At 41.9% G+C, this 19,856-nt stretch carries 18 protein-coding genes and 1 tRNA gene; 7 read left to right on the forward strand and 12 right to left on the reverse strand.

The features are described from left to right. The first annotated feature begins 189 nt into the window (after window positions 1–189). From ACYVBM_RS17830 to ACYVBM_RS17840, 3 genes are read left to right on the forward strand one after another with little or no spacing between them, the layout of a single operon-like run. Entirely contained in the window at window positions 190–1,395 is a 1,206-nt protein-coding gene (locus tag ACYVBM_RS17830) for an ABC transporter permease (RefSeq protein ID WP_460687056.1), read from the forward strand. Window positions 1,396–1,441: 46 nt separating this feature from the next. Continuing rightward, window positions 1,442–2,569 (forward strand): Nif3-like dinuclear metal center hexameric protein, encoded by a 1,128-nt coding sequence (locus ACYVBM_RS17835; protein ID WP_460687057.1) that lies wholly within the window; start codon window positions 1,442–1,444, stop codon window positions 2,567–2,569. A gap of 42 nt (window positions 2,570–2,611) precedes the next feature. Further along, the gene (locus tag ACYVBM_RS17840) at window positions 2,612–3,367 is read left to right on the forward strand and encodes a zinc ribbon domain-containing protein (RefSeq protein ID WP_460687058.1); all 756 of its coding nucleotides are present in this window, start codon (window positions 2,612–2,614) and stop codon (window positions 3,365–3,367) included. Between the two features lie 200 nt (window positions 3,368–3,567). On the opposite strand, the gene ACYVBM_RS17845 is transcribed toward ACYVBM_RS17840, so the two are convergent. The 6 genes from ACYVBM_RS17845 to ACYVBM_RS17870 form a co-directional block, all read right to left on the reverse strand. After that, complete coding sequence (locus ACYVBM_RS17845; protein ID WP_460687059.1) at window positions 3,568–3,915, reverse strand: hypothetical protein; 348 nt, start codon at window positions 3,913–3,915, stop codon at window positions 3,568–3,570. A 58-nt stretch (window positions 3,916–3,973) separates the two neighbouring features. After that, window positions 3,974–5,287 carry a ribosome biogenesis GTPase Der gene (der, locus tag ACYVBM_RS17850; protein WP_460687060.1) on the reverse strand — a complete coding sequence of 438 codons (1,314 nt, stop codon included), beginning with the start codon at window positions 5,285–5,287 and terminating at the stop codon, window positions 3,974–3,976. A gap of 198 nt (window positions 5,288–5,485) precedes the next feature. Then, window positions 5,486–6,358: a GTPase Era gene (gene era, locus ACYVBM_RS17855; RefSeq protein WP_460687061.1), complete on the reverse strand. Its 873-nt coding sequence runs from the start codon at window positions 6,356–6,358 to the stop codon at window positions 5,486–5,488. 106 nt (window positions 6,359–6,464) lie between these two features. After that, window positions 6,465–7,097: a DUF6624 domain-containing protein gene (locus ACYVBM_RS17860; RefSeq protein WP_460687062.1), complete on the reverse strand. Its 633-nt coding sequence runs from the start codon at window positions 7,095–7,097 to the stop codon at window positions 6,465–6,467. A gap of 368 nt (window positions 7,098–7,465) precedes the next feature. Then, window positions 7,466–7,537: transfer RNA gene (locus ACYVBM_RS17865), tRNA-Met, on the reverse strand. 51 nt (window positions 7,538–7,588) lie between these two features. Further along, the gene (locus ACYVBM_RS17870; protein WP_460687063.1) at window positions 7,589–8,518 is read right to left on the reverse strand and encodes a 3-keto-disaccharide hydrolase; all 930 of its coding nucleotides are present in this window, start codon (window positions 8,516–8,518) and stop codon (window positions 7,589–7,591) included. Between the two features lie 192 nt (window positions 8,519–8,710). On the opposite strand from ACYVBM_RS17870, the gene ACYVBM_RS17875 reads away from it, so the two are divergent. Beyond that, window positions 8,711–9,196 (forward strand): cytidine deaminase, encoded by a 486-nt coding sequence (locus ACYVBM_RS17875; RefSeq protein ID WP_460687064.1) that lies wholly within the window; start codon window positions 8,711–8,713, stop codon window positions 9,194–9,196. Between the two features lie 58 nt (window positions 9,197–9,254). Here the strand turns inward: ACYVBM_RS17875 and ACYVBM_RS17880 are convergent, their stop codons facing one another. The 3 genes from ACYVBM_RS17880 to ACYVBM_RS17890 form a co-directional block, all read right to left on the reverse strand. Then, a complete protein-coding gene (locus ACYVBM_RS17880) occupies window positions 9,255–10,325 on the reverse strand; it encodes a sensor histidine kinase (protein WP_460687065.1) in 1,071 nt (356 codons plus the stop codon). Between the two features lie 126 nt (window positions 10,326–10,451). After that, window positions 10,452–10,913 (reverse strand): HXXEE domain-containing protein, encoded by a 462-nt coding sequence (locus ACYVBM_RS17885; protein WP_460687066.1) that lies wholly within the window; start codon window positions 10,911–10,913, stop codon window positions 10,452–10,454. A gap of 54 nt (window positions 10,914–10,967) precedes the next feature. Beyond that, window positions 10,968–11,876: a S41 family peptidase gene (locus ACYVBM_RS17890; RefSeq protein WP_460687067.1), complete on the reverse strand. Its 909-nt coding sequence runs from the start codon at window positions 11,874–11,876 to the stop codon at window positions 10,968–10,970. Between the two features lie 251 nt (window positions 11,877–12,127). On the opposite strand from ACYVBM_RS17890, the gene ACYVBM_RS17895 reads away from it, so the two are divergent. From ACYVBM_RS17895 to ACYVBM_RS17905, 3 genes are read left to right on the forward strand one after another with little or no spacing between them, the layout of a single operon-like run. After that, window positions 12,128–14,512 (forward strand): ABC transporter permease, encoded by a 2,385-nt coding sequence (locus ACYVBM_RS17895; protein ID WP_460687068.1) that lies wholly within the window; start codon window positions 12,128–12,130, stop codon window positions 14,510–14,512. Window positions 14,513–14,538: 26 nt separating this feature from the next. Then, window positions 14,539–16,149, forward strand: coding sequence for an ankyrin repeat domain-containing protein (locus tag ACYVBM_RS17900; RefSeq protein ID WP_460687069.1), 1,611 nt, complete (start codon window positions 14,539–14,541; stop codon window positions 16,147–16,149). 57 nt (window positions 16,150–16,206) lie between these two features. Beyond that, the gene (locus ACYVBM_RS17905; protein ID WP_460687070.1) at window positions 16,207–16,386 is read left to right on the forward strand and encodes a hypothetical protein; all 180 of its coding nucleotides are present in this window, start codon (window positions 16,207–16,209) and stop codon (window positions 16,384–16,386) included. A 14-nt stretch (window positions 16,387–16,400) separates the two neighbouring features. Here the strand turns inward: ACYVBM_RS17905 and ACYVBM_RS17910 are convergent, their stop codons facing one another. The 3 genes from ACYVBM_RS17910 to ACYVBM_RS17920 are packed head-to-tail and all read right to left on the reverse strand — an operon-like array spanning window position 16,401 to window position 19,526. After that, window positions 16,401–17,924, reverse strand: a complete 1,524-nt coding sequence (locus tag ACYVBM_RS17910) for a serine hydrolase domain-containing protein (RefSeq protein WP_460687071.1) — start codon at window positions 17,922–17,924, stop codon at window positions 16,401–16,403. 38 nt (window positions 17,925–17,962) lie between these two features. Further along, the gene (locus tag ACYVBM_RS17915; protein WP_460687072.1) at window positions 17,963–18,496 is read right to left on the reverse strand and encodes a hypothetical protein; all 534 of its coding nucleotides are present in this window, start codon (window positions 18,494–18,496) and stop codon (window positions 17,963–17,965) included. A gap of 28 nt (window positions 18,497–18,524) precedes the next feature. Continuing rightward, entirely contained in the window at window positions 18,525–19,526 is a 1,002-nt protein-coding gene (locus tag ACYVBM_RS17920) for an alpha/beta fold hydrolase (protein WP_460687073.1), read from the reverse strand. Window positions 19,527–19,856 lie beyond the last annotated feature (330 nt).

A 19,856-nucleotide genomic window follows, 5' to 3' on the forward strand; every position in this document is an offset into this window, starting at 1 on the left:
TTTTCGTTTTAAGCATAAAGGAAGGACCGCCGAACACACCCTACAAAGCCTACCCCTGATCCATGTCCCCCCCGAAACAGGAAATGTTAGGCTCCCTTTGGTTTAGATATCAATTAAATATTAAATTGCGGAACAAAAATAATTAATACTATCCGTCGCACTTTAGAAATAATAGGTAATAGTTTCAAGATGGCCCTGCAGGAGCTGCTGAAAAATAAACTCCGGACCTTTTTAAGTCTGTTCGGTGTTACTATTGGTATTTTTTGCATTATCGGCGTGCTGGCCACTGTAAACAGCCTGCAGCGTAATATCCAGAACGAGATAAAGTCCATGGGGGATAACATTATCTTTATCGACAAATGGGTATGGAGCGGCGGCCCCGATTATCCCTGGTGGAAATTTGTAAACCGCCCCTATCCCAAGTATTACGAGCTAAAGCAGATCAGGGAAAGATCACCCAGCACTCAATATGCCGCCTTCTTTTATGATCTTTCGGACAATATAGAATTTGGAGGATCTTTACTGAATGGAGTGAGGGTATATGGCGTTAGCGAAGAATATAATGATATTCAAAAACTGGCCTTCGCCAATGGAAGATATATTTCTGATGCAGAATTCAGTTATGGCACCAATGTAGCTGTAATTGGCGATGAAGTAGCTACCAAGCTTTTTAGTATACCCGAAATGGCCCTTAACAAACAGATCAAGCTAAAAGGCCGCATGGTAAAAGTAATAGGTACTATTAAAAAACAGGGTAAGCAGATCACAGGCGGCTGGAATTTTGACAAAAGCATTATAATTCCTTACCAGTTTGCCAAAACCATTTATTTAGAGCGCTATTCCGACCCCAAAATAATAGTCAAAGGCTACGACCGCATCAATAGCACCGCGTTAAAAGATGAGCTGGAAGGTGTCATGCGCAGCATTCACCGGTTAAGTCCCACAAAGGAATCAGATTTTGCGCTGAATGACCTGAATGATATCAGCAAAGAGGTAGAAGCGGCTTTTGTGGGCTTAAATATCGGCGGAGCCATTATAGGCGGTATCAGCCTGATCGTGGGACTTTTTGGGGTGGCCAATATAATGTTTGTAACAGTAAAGGAACGTACCCCTCAGATAGGATTAAAAAAAGCGATTGGTGCAAAAAAACATATCATCCTCACCGAATTTTTGCTGGAAGCAGCCTTTCTTTGTATCATTGGCGGCCTTATAGGCCTGGCGCTCGTGGCAGGGCTTGCAGTAATACTTACCAAAGCGCTCGAATTTCCTATTTATGTTTCTGTTTCCAATATGGTATGGACCTTTATTATCTGTATACTGGTTGGCATTATAGCAGGTATCATTCCTGCCATGCAGGCAGCCAAAATGGATCCTGTAGTGGCTATACGGAGTTAAAGAGATGTTAGTTAGTATTCAGACAATAGATATTATATGATACCAGATGACATTACCTATTACCAACTCACTACTCACCATGAATATCAATCAAATCATATCGTATTTAGAAAGCATAGCACCTGCGGCCCTGCAGGAAAGTTACGACAATGCCGGTCTGCTTACAGGCCAGCCTGATTGGCCATGTACCGGTGTCCTTTGCTGCCTCGATGCTACTGAAGCGATAGTGGATGAGGCCATCGAAAAACAGTGCAATCTCATTGTTGCCCACCACCCCATTATTTTTAGCGGGCTGAAAAAAATAACCGGTAAAAATTATGTAGAGCGTACCATCATCAAGGCCATAAAAAATGATATCGCTATTTATGCCATCCATACCAATCTTGACAATAGCCTTACCGGCGTAAATGGTAAAATAGCAGAAAAACTCGGCTTAAAAAAAATCCGCATACTGGCCCCCAAAACCAGGCAGCTTTGCAAACTATATTTTTATGTGCCCGCCGATCACTCCACCACTGTTATGAATGCGCTTTTTGAAGCCGGGGCTGGCAACATAGGTAATTACAGCGAGTGCAGCTTTCGGGTAAACGGCACCGGAACCTTCAGGCCTAACGAAAAGGCCCATCCTTTTACAGGAGAAATTGACAAAAGGCATGAGGATGAAGAGCTCAAAATAGAAATCCTTTTTCCATCCTGGCTGGAAGCCAAAATCACTGCCGTACTAAAAGCCAACCATCCTTATGAAGAAGTGGCTTATGAGGTGATCCCGCTCAACAACCAGCATCAGCAAATTGGCGCCGGTATTACCGGCGAATGGGAAGATGCCATTACTGAAGACCGTTTTATGCAAAAGCTGAAGGATATTTTCGGGTTGCCCATTATAAAACATACCCTTAAAACCGGCAAGCCGGTAAAAAAAGTAAGTATTTGCGGTGGGGCCGGCATCTTTTTACTTAAAGATGCAATAAATTCAAAATCAGACGCTTACATAACATCTGATATAAAATATCATGAATATTTTGATGCAGACGGGCATATTTTACTGGCAGATATAGGCCACTACGAAAGTGAACAATTTACGATTGAGCTGCTGACGAATCTTTTAGAACAAAAATTCCCTAACTTTGCCGTCCTTAAAACAGGCATAAATACAAATCCTGTCCATTATTTTTAAAACCTTTAAACCAGGTTTTAAAAAGATTAATATTGAAAATATATGGCACAATTAAAAGAATTTTCCATTGAAGAAAAATTAAGTTCATTGATCCACTTGCAAAAAATTGACAGCAAGATGGATGAAATTAAAATTCTGAAAGGCGAGCTTCCTATGGAAGTAGCAGATCTTGAAGATGAGCTGCAGGGATTACGTGCAAGGCAAACACGTATTGAAGAAGAGATCAATGGTGTTACAGAATTTATAGAAGAACGTAAGGCCGCCATTAAAGAGAGCGAAGCGCTTATTAAGAAATATGAGAAAGACAGTGAAAATGTAAAAAATAACCGCGAGTTTGAAGCTATCAACAAAGAAACTGAAATGCAGCAGCTCGAAATTAAGCTGGCTGAAAAGCATATTAAAGATGCCAACGAAGAAATAGCCGAAAAAGTAGTGCTTCTTGAAAAAGCTAAAAAGAACATTGCTACAAAAGAAGGCTCCCTGGAATTAAAAAAATCTGAGCTGGAAAAGATTATTACTGCAAATGAAAAAGAGGAAAAAGAATTTGCTAAATTATCTGAAGCTGCAAAACGCGAAGTAGAGCCAAGATTATTAGCCAGCTACGAAAAGATCCGCGGAAATTTCAGAAATGGACTGGCAGTAGTTCCGGTAGTAAGAGATGCCTGTGGTGGATGTTTTTACTCTATTCCTCCGCAAAAGCAAAGTGAGATCAAACAGCACAAAAAGATCATTGCCTGCGAAAATTGCGGCCGTATCCTGGTGGATGAGGAGCTGCACACAAACATTGATGTGAAATAAACTATTTTTTCTTTTTTTATTTTTCTCCAGCCCGCAAGGCTGGAGTTTTTTTTTCCGCTGGTCTTATACCTATTTAAAAATACCGTTCATTCATAGAAATGATATGAACGGATACGGGATGGGTTGTTAAAAGTACTGCCGGAACAGCAAAATGAACTACCTCCCGCGACTGGCAATCTGGGTAATGCAAATACCCGGGATTATTTTTTCAGCTCATCCCTGGCTGCATCCACACCAGCTTTAGCAGCATCTTTAATTTTTTGGGCGCCTTCTTTTAACTTCCCCACCCCTTCATTTGCCTTTTGCCTGGCTGCATCACCCAGATCTTTAGTATGTTGCTTAATCTTATCCGCCGCATTACTGATATCCGCTTTCAGCGAATCACCGATTGAAGATAAAGCAGTATCTGCCATAGATACAGTATCATTAATGGTGGCGTCCACCGCATCTATCGAATCCTGTTCAGCTTCTTTTGTAGTAGATGCCGTTTCGCAAGAGACAAATAAAATGGTACCTAGAATCAACCATCCCGGAAAAAACTTTTTCATTGCTTATCTTTTCTTCTTATTCAAAAAATAAAGAATAGTAACCTTAAAAATTGCTTAATTATTTCTTCCTGAAAAACAATCTTACCGGTACCCCGCTGAAGTTAAAATGTTTACGCAGCTGGTTCTCCAGGTAATTCTTATACGGGGTTTTTATATCATCAGGAAAATTACAGAAGAACGCGAATGATGGCACATGTGTAGGAAGCTGCGTTACAAACTTAATTTTAATAGCATGGCCCCGAACCACCGGTGCATGGTGCGCCTGTACCGCTTTCAGCATTACGTCATTCAGTTTAGCTGTAGGCACTTTCCGCCTGCGGTTCTCATACACTTCCAGTGCGGTTTCTATTGCTTTAAAGATCCGGGTCTTTTCCAGGGCCGAAACGAAGATCACCGGCACATCAGTAAACGGCGCCAACCTTTTCTTCAGCTCATTTTCATAGTCCCTTGCCGTATTGGTTTCCTTTTTTACCAGGTCCCATTTATTCACCAGCAGTAATATACCTTTCCCTTTTCTCGCAGCAAGGCTGAATATATTTAAATCCTGCGCGGTGATACCTTTCTCTGCATCGATCAACAGCAAACAAATATCTGCTTCGTCCACAGCCTTAATTGCCCGGATCACCGAGTAAAATTCCAGGTCCTCATGCACCCGTGCTTTACGGCGGATGCCTGCTGTATCTATCAGGACAAACTCTTTCTGAAAAAGATTATAGTGCGTATGAATAGTATCGCGCGTAGTACCGGCAATATCGCTTACAATAGTGCGCTCCTGCCCTACCAATGCGTTGAGCAAAGAAGATTTACCGACATTGGGCTGGCCAATGATAGCAAATTTCGGCAATGCTTCCTTGTCTGTTTCCACTTCTTTTTTCTCTTCGGGGATCAAATCGGCTACTGCATCCAGCAGTTCACCCGTACCACTACCGCTTGCCGATGCAATAAAATAAACATGATCAAAGCCCATGCTGTAAAATTCAGTAGCATCCAGCATCCTGTCATTATTGTCCACTTTATTTACCGTCAAAAAAACAGGCTTAATACTTTTACGCAATACATTGGACATTTCTTCATCCAGATGCGTAATACCTGTACCGGCATCTACCATAAATAAAATGGCATCGGCTTCATCCACCGCAATCAATACCTGTTTGGCTATTTCACGTTCAAATACATCTTCGCTGCCATGCACAAAGCCACCGGTATCAATCACATTAAACAGCTTACCGTTCCAGTCGCTGATCCCATACTGTCTGTCGCGCGTAACGCCGCTGACATCGTCCACGATCGCTTTTCGTTGCTCCAGCAAACGATTAAACAATGTGCTCTTGCCCACATTTGGCCTGCCAACTATTGCTACTGTAAAACCCATATAGCCCCCTTAGTCCCCCAGAGGGGGAATTTTATTTTAAATATTATTATTTGTTTATTCAACAATGAACAAATCTCGTCTTCCTTGCCACGCTCGCTTCTTTTGTAATACATTACCCCAACCTATATAAACGCTGCCATTCTTTATTGCTATATTAAACAAAGTCTATGTCAACCCTTAAACTTTTAAACGTATCAACTACACCCCGTATCCATACTCTTTCAGATGCAGATCATTATCACGCCATTTGGGTTTTACCTTTACAAACAGCTCCAAAAATACCTTTTGTTGAAGAAAAGCCTCAATATCCTTTCGTGCCATGGTGCCCAGCTTCTTGATCATACTGCCCTTTTCACCAATCAGTATCATTTTCTGCGTTTCGCGGTGAACAATAATATCTGCCACAATCTTTGTTAATGTTTGCTTCTCCTTAAATTCCCTGATCAGCACTGCGGTATGGTATGGAATTTCATCCTGCGCCAGTTCGTATATTTTTTCCCGGATCAGCTCGCTTACAAAAAATTTTTCGGGCAGATCACTGATGCTGTCATCTTCATAAAATGGTTCTCCCTCCGGCAACAGATCTAATATCGGCCGGAGAAACTTTTTAAAATCAATCCCTGTTAATGCAGAGATGGCTGCTGTATTTTTGCAATACGGCTTCTTAGAAAAAAAATCCCTGGCCGCTGCTATCCGTTCTTTGTTTGCTTTATCTACTTTATTCAATACCACCACTGCCGGTACACGAAGTTTCAACGCAGTAAAAATGGCATCACATTCTTCCCAGTTATCATTTATATCTACAATTAACAAAGCTATATCCGCATCTTCCAGCGCCCCCTTTACCGATTGCATCATCTTTTCGTGCAGCTTATACTCGGGCTTAATAATGCCAGGCGTATCGCTGAAAATGACCTGGTAATCTTTTTCAGTAAGAATTGCTTTTATACGATGCCGGGTAGTTTGTACTTTATGCGATACAATAGCCAGCTTCTCGCCCATGAGCGCATTGAGTAATGTGCTTTTCCCCGCATTGGGCCTGCCGAATATATTTACAAAACCTGATTTCATTGTTCAGTTGATAGTTGACGGAGGACAGTTGACAGATGCTGTTCGAGGCATCCTCGCCTCGTACCTCCTATGTTATCGCCTCCCGGCAACAAAAATAAACCTAAAACTACTTTTCTTTGCTTAATAAATAACGCTTTCTATGTTTCTCCAAGACCTTTTCCGCTTCAGGTAATTCCTTATAATAGGTATTCAAATCCCAATCCATTCCAAATTTATTTTTTAAATAATATTTTAATGGTAACAAGTAAACAGTGTTTCTTAGAGAATCTACCGATTCCGGCTTTTCAACCGGGAGCATATACGATTTCGTGCTGCCAATAGTTACTGACAATTGCGTACCGTATTTTTGTTTTAAACCTTTGCTTACCAGTATCCTATCTTCCAGGTATGCCGCATCTGCCGGCTCAGCCTTTAAATCTGCAACTGCTTTTTTTACCACAGGAAAATATTTTTCCTGTACCACAGGATCCGCATGCTGCAATACCGCCCAAATAGTTCTGGATCCCTCTGCCCCAATAACTTTCTTATCCGGCCACCCCATGCTATCAAGCAACTTTAATACCTTAATCTGGTTCATTGAATCTGCCACGCTGGTTTTTTTTCCTAATAAAATAAAAGCCAAAGTATCATTGCTGCCTTTATTAACCAGCTTTTCCGTTTCACGCCTGTATCGCTGATCCTCCTCATCTATTTCCTGTAATATTTTTACCAAAGAACTATTAGATATTCCCAATGCCACTGACCTTTCGTTTTTGGGGTTAGGTGTACACCTAACCCCAAAAACGAAAAATGTTATTCCTATAACAAAAATGCTTTTCAAAATTGTGCATCAATTGGATGATATATTTTTTGACAACCTCCTGTTAGGAATATTCCTGGCAGAAAACTAGTGTTACTCTGTGTCCTCTGAACAGCAGGTGGTGCTTTATGCAATGGAATTAAAACCTCCTCAATGAGCAATGTCGTGGTGAGCTTGCCGGACCATGATTCATTTGAAAAAAAGTCCTTCTGCAGGCTCAGGAAGACAACACTTTTTAAGCTAAAAATGATATGATTCCCTACAGCCGCTCAAATAAAAAACCCGCCACAATCGGCGGGTAAATTTAGTTGCGAAGGCAGGGATCGAACCTGCGACCTTCGGGTTATGAGCCCGACGAGCTACCGCTGCTCTACCTCGCAATGCAAATATAGAACATTTCCCGGTAACTTCAAAAAGATTGTTTAATTATTTCATTTCGCCGGAGTAATTATTATGTTCCTGAACTCAATAGGCCCGTGATCTCCCTGGAAATATATGGGGCCCGGTTCTTCCTCATTACTGTCTAACGCACCTCCTGTAATACCCGGGATCTCCTGGTTGCTGATCACGGTTTTACCGTTTGCTACTACGGTAACCATTCTTCCAATTAAGGTAATATCATAACGCTGCCATTCACCCGGCCCCCTGGAATTGATCTCGCTGGGCGTTAGAAAACCATAGATACCGCTAAACAGCACATTAGAGGGATGCTCACTTTTATCATTATCCAGTATCTGTGTTTCATACCGGCCGCGAAGGTACACACCGCTATTGCTACCCTTCTGATAACGAAACTCAATATGCAGTTTAAAATCATTAAACTTTTGCTCAGAAATAAGGTTTGCTCCCGATTTCGGACTGGTTAAAACACCGTTTTTTACGATCCATTGATTAGGGGCACCAACCGCTTTCCATCCTGTCAGATCTTTTCCATTAAATAGTTTTACGGGAGCACCCCATACAGGAGCTTTCGTTCTTTTTAAATAAGGGGCTTTTACACCTTTCCATTTATATTTTTTCCCATTAGGATACACTACCGTTCCTTCTATGCCATTACCTGTTAAAGTGCCTTCAAGTACCATGTTATTGGGCTCGCTTTCCCATTGCGGTGGTATAGAAAATGAGAATGCCCCATTATCAAATTTTACTTCCGATACAGGTCTGGCGCTACCGCCTTCTGCCACAAAGTAACCTACAAGCGTTTTAAAACCAGATAATTTTACTTCAAGCCATGAAGGAGCATTTATCCCGCTCTTATCTATTGTAATATCCCAGCGGCCAATAAGGTCTTTGGAATCGTAAGCATAGGTATGAAATACTGATAAACCGGCGGCAATAAGAAAAAGTAATTTTTTGAACATGAGATGCTGTTTATTAAGTTTAAATATACCTGACGGATATGAAAATTCTCACTGCAAAATTATGCAAGCATAGCTTGAAAAATTCACCGAAAATTTTCTTCTGCCAATATAAGCATTTAACCATCACGCAGGATATAATTTTTTCAGGGATGAGCGCATAACAATAGTATCTTTATTGAAGATATAATTGAAATGAAAAAGCTCAGCTATAATTTTTCCTATACAGTTTTTGATGACATTAACGATCTTGACAGCGCCGACGCTGATATTTTGCGGCAGGCGCGCGAGTTAACTGAAGTGTCTTATGCTCCTTACTCCCGGTTTCATGTAGCCAGTGTAGCAAAACTGGCTAACGGAGCAACAGTAAAAGGCACCAACCAGGAAAACGCATCGTTTCCAGTAGGTATTTGCGCCGAAAGAAGTTTACTTGCCGCTACCGGAACCTTGTATCCCAACGAAGTGATCGAAGCAATTGCCATTACCTATCAGCCAGAAGAAGGTAAAAGCAATCAACCCATTTCTCCCTGCGGTATGTGCAGACAGGCGTTGCTGGAATATGAAACAAGAGTCAAACATCCTATAAGAGTGATCCTGTCGGGCATGGAAGGGCCTGTTTATGTAATCAATACTGTCAAAAACCTGCTGCCTTTCGCATTTGAAGGGGAAGATCTGCAATGAATCATATCGTTAGCTATCGGATCCCTTCGGTTTGACGGCAACGATATCTGTAACACATTCATTGAAACGCCTCATTACAATCATCAGATTTTGCAGATGACAATTCAATGCATAGATCAATTGAATAAACATGACCATTGTCGCTGATTTTCAAACGGTGCTTCTCAGGATACAACAAATTTAATCGGCGCTTTACATTTGCAAGCCCAATACCGCTTTGTTTTGCAGGCCGGTCTTCATAAGAATTGCTGCAATGAAATAGTATATGCTCTTGTACTTTTTGATGAAGGGAAATTTCAACAAAACTATCGGTATCTCCTACGGCCAGTCCATGTTTAAACGCATTTTCCACGAAGGGAATAAAGATTAATGGAGCAATTTTTACTGATTGTTTGGGCGCTTTAACGGAGAAGCTTATTTCCAGGTTTTGATTTCTTCTCGCTTTTTGCAGTGCTACGTAGTTTTCCAAACACGCTATTTCCTGTCCAAGTTCGACCCATTCTACGTCCGCTTCGTACAAGCTATACCTTAGCAAGTCCGAAAACTGCAATACTATATTTCTGGCTTCTTCATTCTCACTATTGATGTTTCCATAAATGGTATTTAGACCATTAAATAGAAAGTGTGGGTTTATTTGAGTCCGGAGATATCTTAGTTCAGATTGCAATTGTGTTATCTCAATATTCTTCACTTTATCTTTTTGATCGATCCATCTAAGGCTGAACAATAGCAATGTTGAGATCAGAATGGCCCAGAAATTGTCAAGCAATGTCCAGGTAAAATAAGCGTAAGCTGATGGGGTTTTTGAAGGCCATAATAAAGAATCACAATAACGCAGAGCCACACTGCGCGCAAACGTACACAAGGCGATCAGCAATATGATACATACGGTGTAGCCGATAACCCTTTTCTTATCGAGCAGCAGTGGTACCAACAAATAAGCATTGACGTAAATTAATGTAGCAGTCAATATAAGCGTCATGAAAAAAGGTAACATTGCAAACAGCCACCCGCTTTCCTGTACATATTCCTGCATTCGCATCAACGTATAAACGCTATACACCATCCAAACAAGGGTATGGAATAAATACTTCTCTGAGAATAACCTTTTTAAAAACTTCGGTGCCATCACTTCAAAATTAACCGTTATTTTGTGCTGCCGGGTATTGAAAAAGTTTCACTGTGTTAGTCTTTTGGAGCTTAATTGCATGGAAACAAATATTTATTATTGCAGCAAGCACCGCACCAAATCCTCTTATTGAATTTTGAGAGCAAGAAAAGATACCATCACTTGAATTAATATACCTGCAGCTAAACAAGAAATTTTTTTAGGGGTTGAGACGGTAGGCTGGTAACGCAAAAGCCATCTCAAGGATAGTGGCAGCCAAAGCAACAATGCGGATACAAGACCTGGTGAATAAGAATTTGTCACTATACTCCCAATAAGATGTAATAAGGCATTTGATAGGATAATACCTGCCAATACCAAGGGGATTCGAATATCACGCCGATACAATGCTATTACACAAGCCGCGATCATAATAATAAGGCATATCGCATTTAATACCAGAAAAGAATTTGCTGTCATTCTTGCCCCGGCAAAGTGGTTCAGCCAATTAAAAAATCGCTCTCCAAACCAATATTCTTCCGCAATATGAATCAGATAGGTGGCAGGAAAAAGTAATACGCGTTTTGCTTGTTTTTGAATTTCCTCCATTATAGTTTATTTGATAGCACCCTCATTGTTACCTTTACGGTATCAATTACCCGGCTATTTTAATGGCTGTGTGCAATCCGCCTCTATATCAGGAAGTACACCAATTCCTTCCCAGCCCTTGCCTGTTAGCGGATCTACAATTTTTCCGACAGGAATTGTTATGATGAAGTCATGCGTTAGAAAATGAGGCCCGGCTATATTTCCGGCTCCAGCAGTAGTACCACCTATGATAACAGCCCGTTGCCGGTTCTTCATGATTAACGTAAAGGCTTCGGCTGCGCTAAAGGTATTGTGATCACATAAGATGAAGATGGGGTTCGCGTAAATCATCCTGCTGGTGTCTGTATATGTTTTTAACGTTACCGTATCGCCGCGCCGGTATATAATCTGTAATAACGGCTCACCACGAGCTGGAAGAAATGAACTGCATAACAGTTGAACCATGGACCCACTCCCACCAGAATTACCCCTCAAATCAAGGATCAGTGACTTTGTACCTGCAACCGATCCTAACGCCTTTAATGCCGCCTGCTTCGAGTTACCGGTATCGGCAAAGTATCTAAGCCTGATGTAACCAACATTGCCGCTAAGAATGTTGGTTTGTTCAAAACCATAATTTTCCTTTCTCTCTTTTGCAGCCTGTTCAACTTTGTCATCTCTGTTGCTTTCGAGCTCTTTGGCATAATTGGGATTATATTCTACGGATAAATGCTTGTCTTTAGTATACTGAAAAAGCAATTTATTCAATCGTTTCACAAATTCGGTTCTATTGTTCACGGCTTTGAACTGTGAGTCATTTAGGGAATCCGATACAATCTTTGATTTTTCGTTGCTGATAAAGTGCTCCGTTAACAGCTGTTTAGCCTTTTCGATGATGGCAGTCTTTTCACCGGCAGAGATGTTTTGCGCATGAGCGATAAAGAAAAATGATAACAACAGGATCGTAAGAAATGATCTTTTCATTGACATAGGGTACTTTGAATATTCTAAAATCGTATTCGTAATTGTTTTTACAAAGATATTTTGACAATTATGCGCATTGTCTACGCAATAGTCTTTATAGCTGTTTTCCTAACGCCCCATTATCACGAAAACAGGCTTAATTATGGTGCAATTATGATTAGTCATCAAAAACATTTCGCCTGATCAATATACATTTTGGATATTAAGGAATAAAATTGAACCCTTTTATGCTATTGAACCGCTTCAGACGGATGCTTCGGAGAATTGGGAAGAATAAAGCTGCAACTTTCATAAATGTTATTGGCCTGTCAGCAGGGCTTACCTGTTTCATTTTAATCAGTCTTTGGGTAAAAGATGAACTAAGCTTTGATAAGTTTCAAACAAACGCTGACAGGATCGCCAGATTAGTCGAAATCCGAAACATTGATGGAAAGACGGAAGAATCGGCGCGGACAAGTGCGCCTATGGCTGCGGCTCTGGAGCATGATTATCAGGAAATTGAAAAGACTGTTCGACTGCGGTTAAGAGAAGAAATCGTGCAGCAGGACGGAAAGCAGTTTTTGCAACCAGGTATACTTCTTACGGACCAGTCATTCTTTGACATATTCAGCTTTCGCCTTTTATCAGGGGATAGGACTCAGGCATTGACCGATCCTTATTCCATCGTCTTAACCAAAACGGCTGCGAAAAAATACTTTGGAAACACCGATCCCCTGGGTCAGTCTCTGTTGATATTTATGAACGATACGAGTGGCCGGGGGGCCAATTACAAAGTGACCGGCGTAGTGGAAGATCCGCCGAAGCATTCACACTTCACTTTTTCTATATTATCCTCTTTTAATACTGTAGAGCAATTCAACCCATCGATCTTGTCTAACGAAGGATGGAAAGAGGCAAAGTTTTACACTTACCTTTTACTTAAACCGAATGTTGATATAGATGTATTCAAAAAGAAAATCAGCAAATTTTATCTTTCTCATATAGAACAGCCTGATGATTTCCGGTCCAATTATTCATATACCTTGCAGCCATTATCAGCTATTCACCTGCACTCAAACCTTCAGAATGAAATAGCTCCTGTAGGAAGTATCGCACAGGTCTATGTATTTTCTATAATCGGTATTTTTATACTCCTTCTTGCGGCCATCAACTATACCAACCTGTCAAATGTGCAATCATTGAGCAGGGCGAAGGAGGTTGGCATTAAGAAGCTTATAGGTGTGTCGAAAATGAATCTGGTTCTGCAGTATTTATCTGAATCTGTTTTTCTAACCTTTTTGGGGTTACTCATTTCTTCAATACTGGCGAAGTGCCTGCAACCCTTGTTCCTGCAGGTGACGGGAAAAGATGTTTCCTTGCTGGCTTCTCCGGGTTTGGTGCTGTTCCTTCTTGGCGTGACATTGCTTCTCGGTATCATTTCAGGTATCTACCCCGCACTGGTATTATCTTCATTTCAGCCGATTACCGTATTGAAAGGTTCCTTCAAAACATCTATAAAAGGTGCATTGCTCAGAAAATCACTGACGGTTTCGCAGTTCGTGATCACTCTAATATTGTTTATCTGTATAGGGGTCATTTACTCCCAAATTGACTATATAAAGCATAAAGACCTGGGCTATGATAAAAATGCATTATTGTTTCTGAGAGTCAATGGGAACGCCGATGTAATAAAAGGCTATGAGGCCTTCAAAAATGACCTATTAAAACACACAGCGCTTAAAAACGTAGCCGTTTCCAATTCATTAATTGTCTCGGGCTTATCGAGCAGCGATATAGAAACCACAGATCAAAATGGCAGGCCCTTGAAAAGGACTACCTCCAGGCTGGGGGTCGATGAAGCGTTTTTGAGTACTTACGGCATTAAGCTTCTGGCAGGAAGGATGTTTGATCACAACCAGAACCTTTCCGGATCGAACGATATCATCCTGAATGAATCGGCTGTGCGCCAGTTTGGATGGAAAAATGCCGAGTCTGCTATAGGGAAACCGGTTAAATTCAATGATAAATCCGGAACCGTTATCGGTGTAGTCAGAGACTTTCATTACAACTCTTTCCAGCATTTAATTGAACCTTTAGCCATTAGCCAGCTGGGTGAGAACTTCTCCCGGATAACGGTAAAGATTAGCGATGGAGAGTTATCAGATGGGGTTAAAGCTGTCAGCAACGTTTGGAAGAAGCATTATCCTTCGGCATTATTTGATTATGATTTCGTGGATGCGGAATTGAAGAGACAATATATAGCCGAAGAACGGTTCTCGAAGATCATTACCTTCTTTTCCACACTTGCGCTGATAATAGCCACACTTGGTTTGTATGGCCTGATTGCCTATGAGGTGACACAGCGGACTAAAGAAATAGGGATCAGAAAAGTACTTGGTGCTTCTGTGCTGGACATTTCTTATCAGCTTTCCAGGAAATTGTTATGGCTGATGGGAATTGCCGCGGTTATTTCCCTGCCATTTTCCATCATGTTTGCTCATAAGTGGTTACAGAATTTTGAATACCGGGTGAATATTCCATGGCTCTTATTTGTACTGCCGATGGTTTTCGTATTCACTATTTCTTTGCTCGTAATTGGTATAAAATCATTCAGGGCTGCATTTGTGCAACCAGTAACCGCGCTCCGGGCAGATTAATAAAGCATCGGATTATAATACATTTTATGAGGCAGCCCCATGCGCTAAAAACAGAGGCATATATTCCTTTTGCAAACGGCAATGGGAACCGTGTATGGGCCATGATCTGTGCGGCTATTGGAGGCGATTTGGAAAGCGTGCAGAAGCTCGCGGAAATCGACAGGCGGCTCCTGACCTGCGAATATGAGTATTTTACCCCGATGCATTTTGCGGTCAGGGAAAACCACAGGCATATCGTGGAATTCCTTTTAAGACAAGGCGTGAATGCTGTATATGAGCCGGGTGAGCCATTACTGACCACTGCCGCGGACAGGGCATATACAGAGATAATGGGATACCTGAACGCCGTTCTAAAGGAACACTATAACATTTCACCTGAAGGAAATGCTATCGCCGAAGCGATAAAAAATGGCCAAACTCAAGCGGCAATAGCGTTAATTGAAAGCCAGGATGCGATGATTGCAGCTGATACCAAAGGCAATCAACCGATGCATTGGGCTGTTTTTACGGCCAATTATGAACTGATTGAATATTTATTGGCGCATGGAGCAGACATCAATGCGAAAAGGCCAGACGGTGCCCGGCCTATCGATTTGGCGAATGTTTATCTTCATCAAAGAACATGGCATGTTCCCAGGGATTCAGATCTTTTTGCGAAGAATAATGAGTTGCTCAACTTTCTAATAAAAAGCGATGCCGACTGTGATATAGGCACAGCCGCCAGGATCGGCGACTATGATCTTGTGCAAGAAATTGTCAAAGGGAATCCAGACTCGATCAATGCGCAGCCTCTATATGCTGATTATTTTTCCGGCCTTCCTTTACGGATGGCAGCCGGTGCCGGGTATTTTTCTATTGCCGAGTTTCTCCTGCAGCACGGTGCTCGCTCAAATCAGGCTGAACCAGGGGTAGCACCTGAAGGAGGTGCATTACATGCTGCTGTTTGGGGACGACATTTCGATATCGCACAGCGATTACTTGAACATGGAGCAAATGTTGATGCAGAGGTCGAATCCTCGGGTGATGCCATTTTTATGGCAGCGTGGGTTAAGGCTCCAGCCGGATTTATTGCTGCTTTGAAACAACATTCAAAAAACAGGTTGAAAGATATCCTGGAGGGTGATTTGATTCAGTTTAAAGCGATGGTGGCTTCCAATAATTCTTTGGCTGAGACTTTTATTGACCATCTCATACGCGAGGATCTGCGGGACCATATATCCGTCCTATTGGAAAGCCGGGCAGATCTATTACGCCACCGGGATTATGATCCCGCCGCGTGGTGGGATTCATTCACTTTTAAGTCTGCCGGAAGCGCCCGGTGGTTCTTAGAGCATGGGCTTCCGGCAAACCGGTATAATTGGCTTGGCATTACACCGCTCCATAGAGCCGCAGGAAGTGGTGATATTGCGATTGCTGAAATTCTTTTGGCCTATGGCGCGGATATTAATGCTGTAGAAGTGGAATGGTGTTCCACACCACTTGGTTGGGCGGCGAGAAGCGGACAAAAAGCTATGGTTGAATTCCTTTTAAAAAATCGGGCGCTCACAGACGTGAAAGGCCAAAAAACCTGGTCGACGCCCGGCTCCTGGGCTGAAAAAAAAGGATTTGATGAGATAACGTCGCTCCTAAATAATTAAGGTTTATCTGAAACACGATCTTGTAAAATAGCATCACATGAGTGTATTTAAGCTGCTATGCTTCTCCACGACATGATCATTGTGGGCATTGGAAATATAGATCGCACAAAGGATCTGACGCCCACACATTCTACTATCGGAAACAATGGAAAAGCTGACACCAGCATGGCCGCTACATTGAAAACAAACGGTAATGGCGAAAGATTGCTTCGGTTTATGCGAAACGAGCTGCCGTGAGTTTTTTTCATGAATTATAGCCTGCCGTTGATTATTTCGTTGTTTAAACCCGTCCCCTCCCCGGCCTCAATGACCAGGCTACCGGCACTTTCCCCAAACTTGCATTTTAACGTATAGTTATTGATAGCGCCTACCATGTCGATCTGTATTTCCAGCGAATCATTATCGAGCCATTGGGCGGTACAAGCCTGTTCCAGCCGTACCAGCGGATTCATCGAGAAGCGTGGTACCCCATCGAGGCCAGCTTTACAGCTTACAGGGTTCCCATTCCACGTTATGTCAATCAGGCATTCTTTTTCGCTGATGGTTTTTAGCTGGATAGATGAAAATCCCAGTGAATTGGAATCCAGTTTATACTGCTTCCCCTCCACTAATGAGGCTATGGGAGGTTTGGCTTTTATTACCGACGGTCTGGGCGGAGCAACAGCACTTAAAATGTTGCCTTTTAGAAGCGTATAGGCTGCTTGATCCTGATTCAATGATCCTTTTGCCTTTATAGCCTTTAGAATGAAAGGAACGAGGTCTGATGTGTTAAAGCCACCCCCTGTAAAGACGATAACTATATCGTTTGACGGCCAGATAGTAATCCGCTGACCTCCACGCCCCACCGCTTCGAATACATCGGGATAGTCGCCGCCCGGTACCCACCAGTAATAGCCGTAGCCATCAGAACCGCCGGTTTCTTTGACATGCGCCTTTGTTGCTGTGTTTAGCCAACCCTCGGAAACAAGCTGATGACCGTTCCATTTGCCTTTATGAAGCATCAGTACGCCGATTTTGAGCATGTCATAAGGATGCAGTTGCATATCTGCCCAGCCATAGTTAATTCCCTGCGGATCGGCCGGCCAATAAAAATTCTTAATACCCAAGGAGGCAAGAAGCTCCCGGGTACCAAAACTTTCAAGGCTTTCACCGGTGGCCTTCTGAATAATAGCAGAGAGCAGATGGCAATTGGCATTGCAGTAAGCGAATTTTTCCCCCGGTTTGCGGATCATCGGTATTTGCAGCGCACAATGGATCCAATCAGTACATTTTCTCATCTCAGCCAGTCGTTCGTCCACATTTATCGAAGGATCGCTTAGATCAGTTCCACAATCCAATCCTGATTGCATAGTGAGCAGGTTTTCTATAGTTACAGATTGCTTTAAGGCATCCATAGAGTTGTACCCCGGGAAATATTTAAAAGCAGGATCTGTTACCCGGGGGATAAACTTTTTATCGATTGCGATACCTGCCAGCGTGGAGGTAATGCTTTTCGTTACGGAAGCAACCTCGTGTAAAGATGTACCGCTGTAGGGGTAGAAATAAGCATCCAGTAACAGTTTATTATGTCTTAAAATCTGAATGCTGTGAACTTTTATTTTGTTCGCATGGATATAATCAAACATTTCATTTAATACAGCAGAGGAAAGACCCTGTTCTTCCGGAGTGCTCTTTTCCCAGATACCAGTAAAGACGGTGGTTTTAATTGCCGGTTTTTGCGCCGGAACCGCCAATGATCCAAGTAATGCGAAAACAATTAAAAAAAAGCACTTCATCTTCGTGATATTGACTTTTGGTATATAATGTAAAAAAATTACAGCGTAAGTTTCACCTGCATTTCAGTTGCACCCAGATCGCGTAAATAGTCTTTGATCTTATTGGCCGCATCTGTCCCCACGGTTGCGTGATGCAGCGGTGTAAAGCCATGGGGGCCTTTTGCGTGTACGAGGTCCGGGTAAAGGTCGAGCATACCTTTCACAATATCGTATTTTCCCAGCATGCAAAGCGTAAAGAAATTAATTCTGGCGCCTTTACTGAGCAGGAATCGGGCAATTTCCACATTACCTACATGCCCTGCGGCTTCAATACCATTTTCAAAGTCTCCATTTTGCCAATCATGGGAAGCATAAATTAACATCGGTTCCTGGGCATAAAGCGCCTTGACTTTGGCAAGATCGCCGTGACAATTGGCTACAAAGTCTTTTACTAGGGCGGGATTGAGTTGAGGATGCTCCATATTCTTTTTTTTATTTTCAGCATGTAATTGAATGGGAGTAAAAAAATAACCGAGTATGCCTGCAGCACCCCATTTCAAGAAAAGTCTTCGTGTTTCAAACAGCAGTTTCATAACATCAGTTGATCAGTTATAAATATTGTTACCTGATATTTGCAATGAATTTTTTGATTACGGGATACGTTTTGTCTGGAGCATCTTTCCAAACAAATACGCCTGCGTTATCAATATCCACAACTGTTATACTCGTGTTTTCAGATTTTACAGAATCCCATTTGTCAATGAATTGGGGTTTAATATAGTTGTTGATTGGATTTTTTAAAATATCCGGCGTAAACAAGGGTCGCAGCACCAATACCGGACATTTTAAATGATTAAAGAGACCGGATATATCTGATGCAATATATTCGCACAAATAACGGATCATAACAGGCAAAGGGACATTTGCTGAGATATCCCATAGTGTACTTCCCGTTTTACTATCCGTAGAATAGACTTCAGGTAAATAATTACCGGTATCCCAGGCAGTTTTCGAAATTTTTTTGAACATAACTGGTGCTGTATAAGTATCAGTGAAACGGATAAGATCAGCAAGAGCGTAGTCTTTAGGCTTGCCAGCTTCCATAGAAATGAACTTCGCCGGCCCTCCAATCAGAACAAGTCCACCAATTTTTTCCGGATATCGCGCTGCGACTTCCGTGGCAATTTGAGTACCCGTTACGAAATGCCCAACTAAAATAGGACGTATAATTTTTTCTTTCTCAACAAGCCGCATAATACCTTCTCCGGCACTTTTATTCCATGAGTTTTCTCCATAGCTAGTACCGGATGCGGGCATCGGCGGGGCCTTCGTATTTCCGAAACCCGGAAGGGTTATTACGTAAATCGTAAAGTCGGACTTTGTTGCACTGATGAAATCTGCGAAAGCTGAAGCGTCGAAGCCAAGACCGGGGACAAGGAGAAGGCTTTTTTTGCCTTTACCAAACTTTTTGTATTCCGGCAAGCCATTCGTTTCGGATGACTTATAGTTTAAGCTATGGGTCAAATTATTGACAGTATCCACATGCTCGTTGGGATGGGCCTGAGCGTTTATTGTTCCCACAAAAAGAAAGTTAAAAAGGATCAGGAGTAATGGGAACTTCATATCCATTTAGTTTATGACTAAAAATATGGGCTGAAAGGAGAATCGAGAAACATTTTTGATATATTGTACTAAAAGCTACTTGAACACCCGCTCTGTCTTGACACAATTAAAATTGTGTCAGGACAGGTTTCGGACTAAAGGAGGACGAAAAAAGATTTAATGCCTGTTTGACAAGAAAAACAAGCTAAGTGTGTAACTAATTTTATGCAGCAAATGCATGCTACTAATTTTAGCTATAAAGTCATACAAGAGCAAGGTATGTTAATACTATGAATTTGAATTTCGGCAACAGAATGGTGCAGACAGATCGGGTATATTGAATCATCCCTG

This window comes from Niabella aquatica, assembly GCF_054779315.1.

Coding starts and splice junctions, on each gene's coding strand:
- ACYVBM_RS17830 (WP_460687056.1), top strand. CDS start 190: ATGGCCCTGCAGGAGCTGCTGAAAAATAAACTCCGGACCTTTTTAAGT.
- ACYVBM_RS17835 (WP_460687057.1), top strand. CDS start 1,442: ATGACATTACCTATTACCAACTCACTACTCACCATGAATATCAATCAA.
- ACYVBM_RS17840 (WP_460687058.1), top strand. CDS start 2,612: ATGGCACAATTAAAAGAATTTTCCATTGAAGAAAAATTAAGTTCATTG.
- ACYVBM_RS17845 (WP_460687059.1), bottom strand. CDS start 3,915: ATGAAAAAGTTTTTTCCGGGATGGTTGATTCTAGGTACCATTTTATTT.
- der (WP_460687060.1), bottom strand. CDS start 5,287: ATGGGTTTTACAGTAGCAATAGTTGGCAGGCCAAATGTGGGCAAGAGC.
- era (WP_460687061.1), bottom strand. CDS start 6,358: ATGAAATCAGGTTTTGTAAATATATTCGGCAGGCCCAATGCGGGGAAA.
- ACYVBM_RS17870 (WP_460687063.1), bottom strand. CDS start 8,518: ATGTTCAAAAAATTACTTTTTCTTATTGCCGCCGGTTTATCAGTATTT.
- ACYVBM_RS17875 (WP_460687064.1), top strand. CDS start 8,711: ATGAAAAAGCTCAGCTATAATTTTTCCTATACAGTTTTTGATGACATT.
- ACYVBM_RS17880 (WP_460687065.1), bottom strand. CDS start 10,325: ATGGCACCGAAGTTTTTAAAAAGGTTATTCTCAGAGAAGTATTTATTC.
- ACYVBM_RS17885 (WP_460687066.1), bottom strand. CDS start 10,913: ATGGAGGAAATTCAAAAACAAGCAAAACGCGTATTACTTTTTCCTGCC.
- ACYVBM_RS17890 (WP_460687067.1), bottom strand. CDS start 11,876: ATGAAAAGATCATTTCTTACGATCCTGTTGTTATCATTTTTCTTTATC.
- ACYVBM_RS17895 (WP_460687068.1), top strand. CDS start 12,128: ATGCTTCGGAGAATTGGGAAGAATAAAGCTGCAACTTTCATAAATGTT.
- ACYVBM_RS17900 (WP_460687069.1), top strand. CDS start 14,539: ATGAGGCAGCCCCATGCGCTAAAAACAGAGGCATATATTCCTTTTGCA.
- ACYVBM_RS17905 (WP_460687070.1), top strand. CDS start 16,207: ATGCTTCTCCACGACATGATCATTGTGGGCATTGGAAATATAGATCGC.
- ACYVBM_RS17910 (WP_460687071.1), bottom strand. CDS start 17,924: ATGAAGTGCTTTTTTTTAATTGTTTTCGCATTACTTGGATCATTGGCG.
- ACYVBM_RS17915 (WP_460687072.1), bottom strand. CDS start 18,496: ATGAAACTGCTGTTTGAAACACGAAGACTTTTCTTGAAATGGGGTGCT.
- ACYVBM_RS17920 (WP_460687073.1), bottom strand. CDS start 19,526: ATGAAGTTCCCATTACTCCTGATCCTTTTTAACTTTCTTTTTGTGGGA.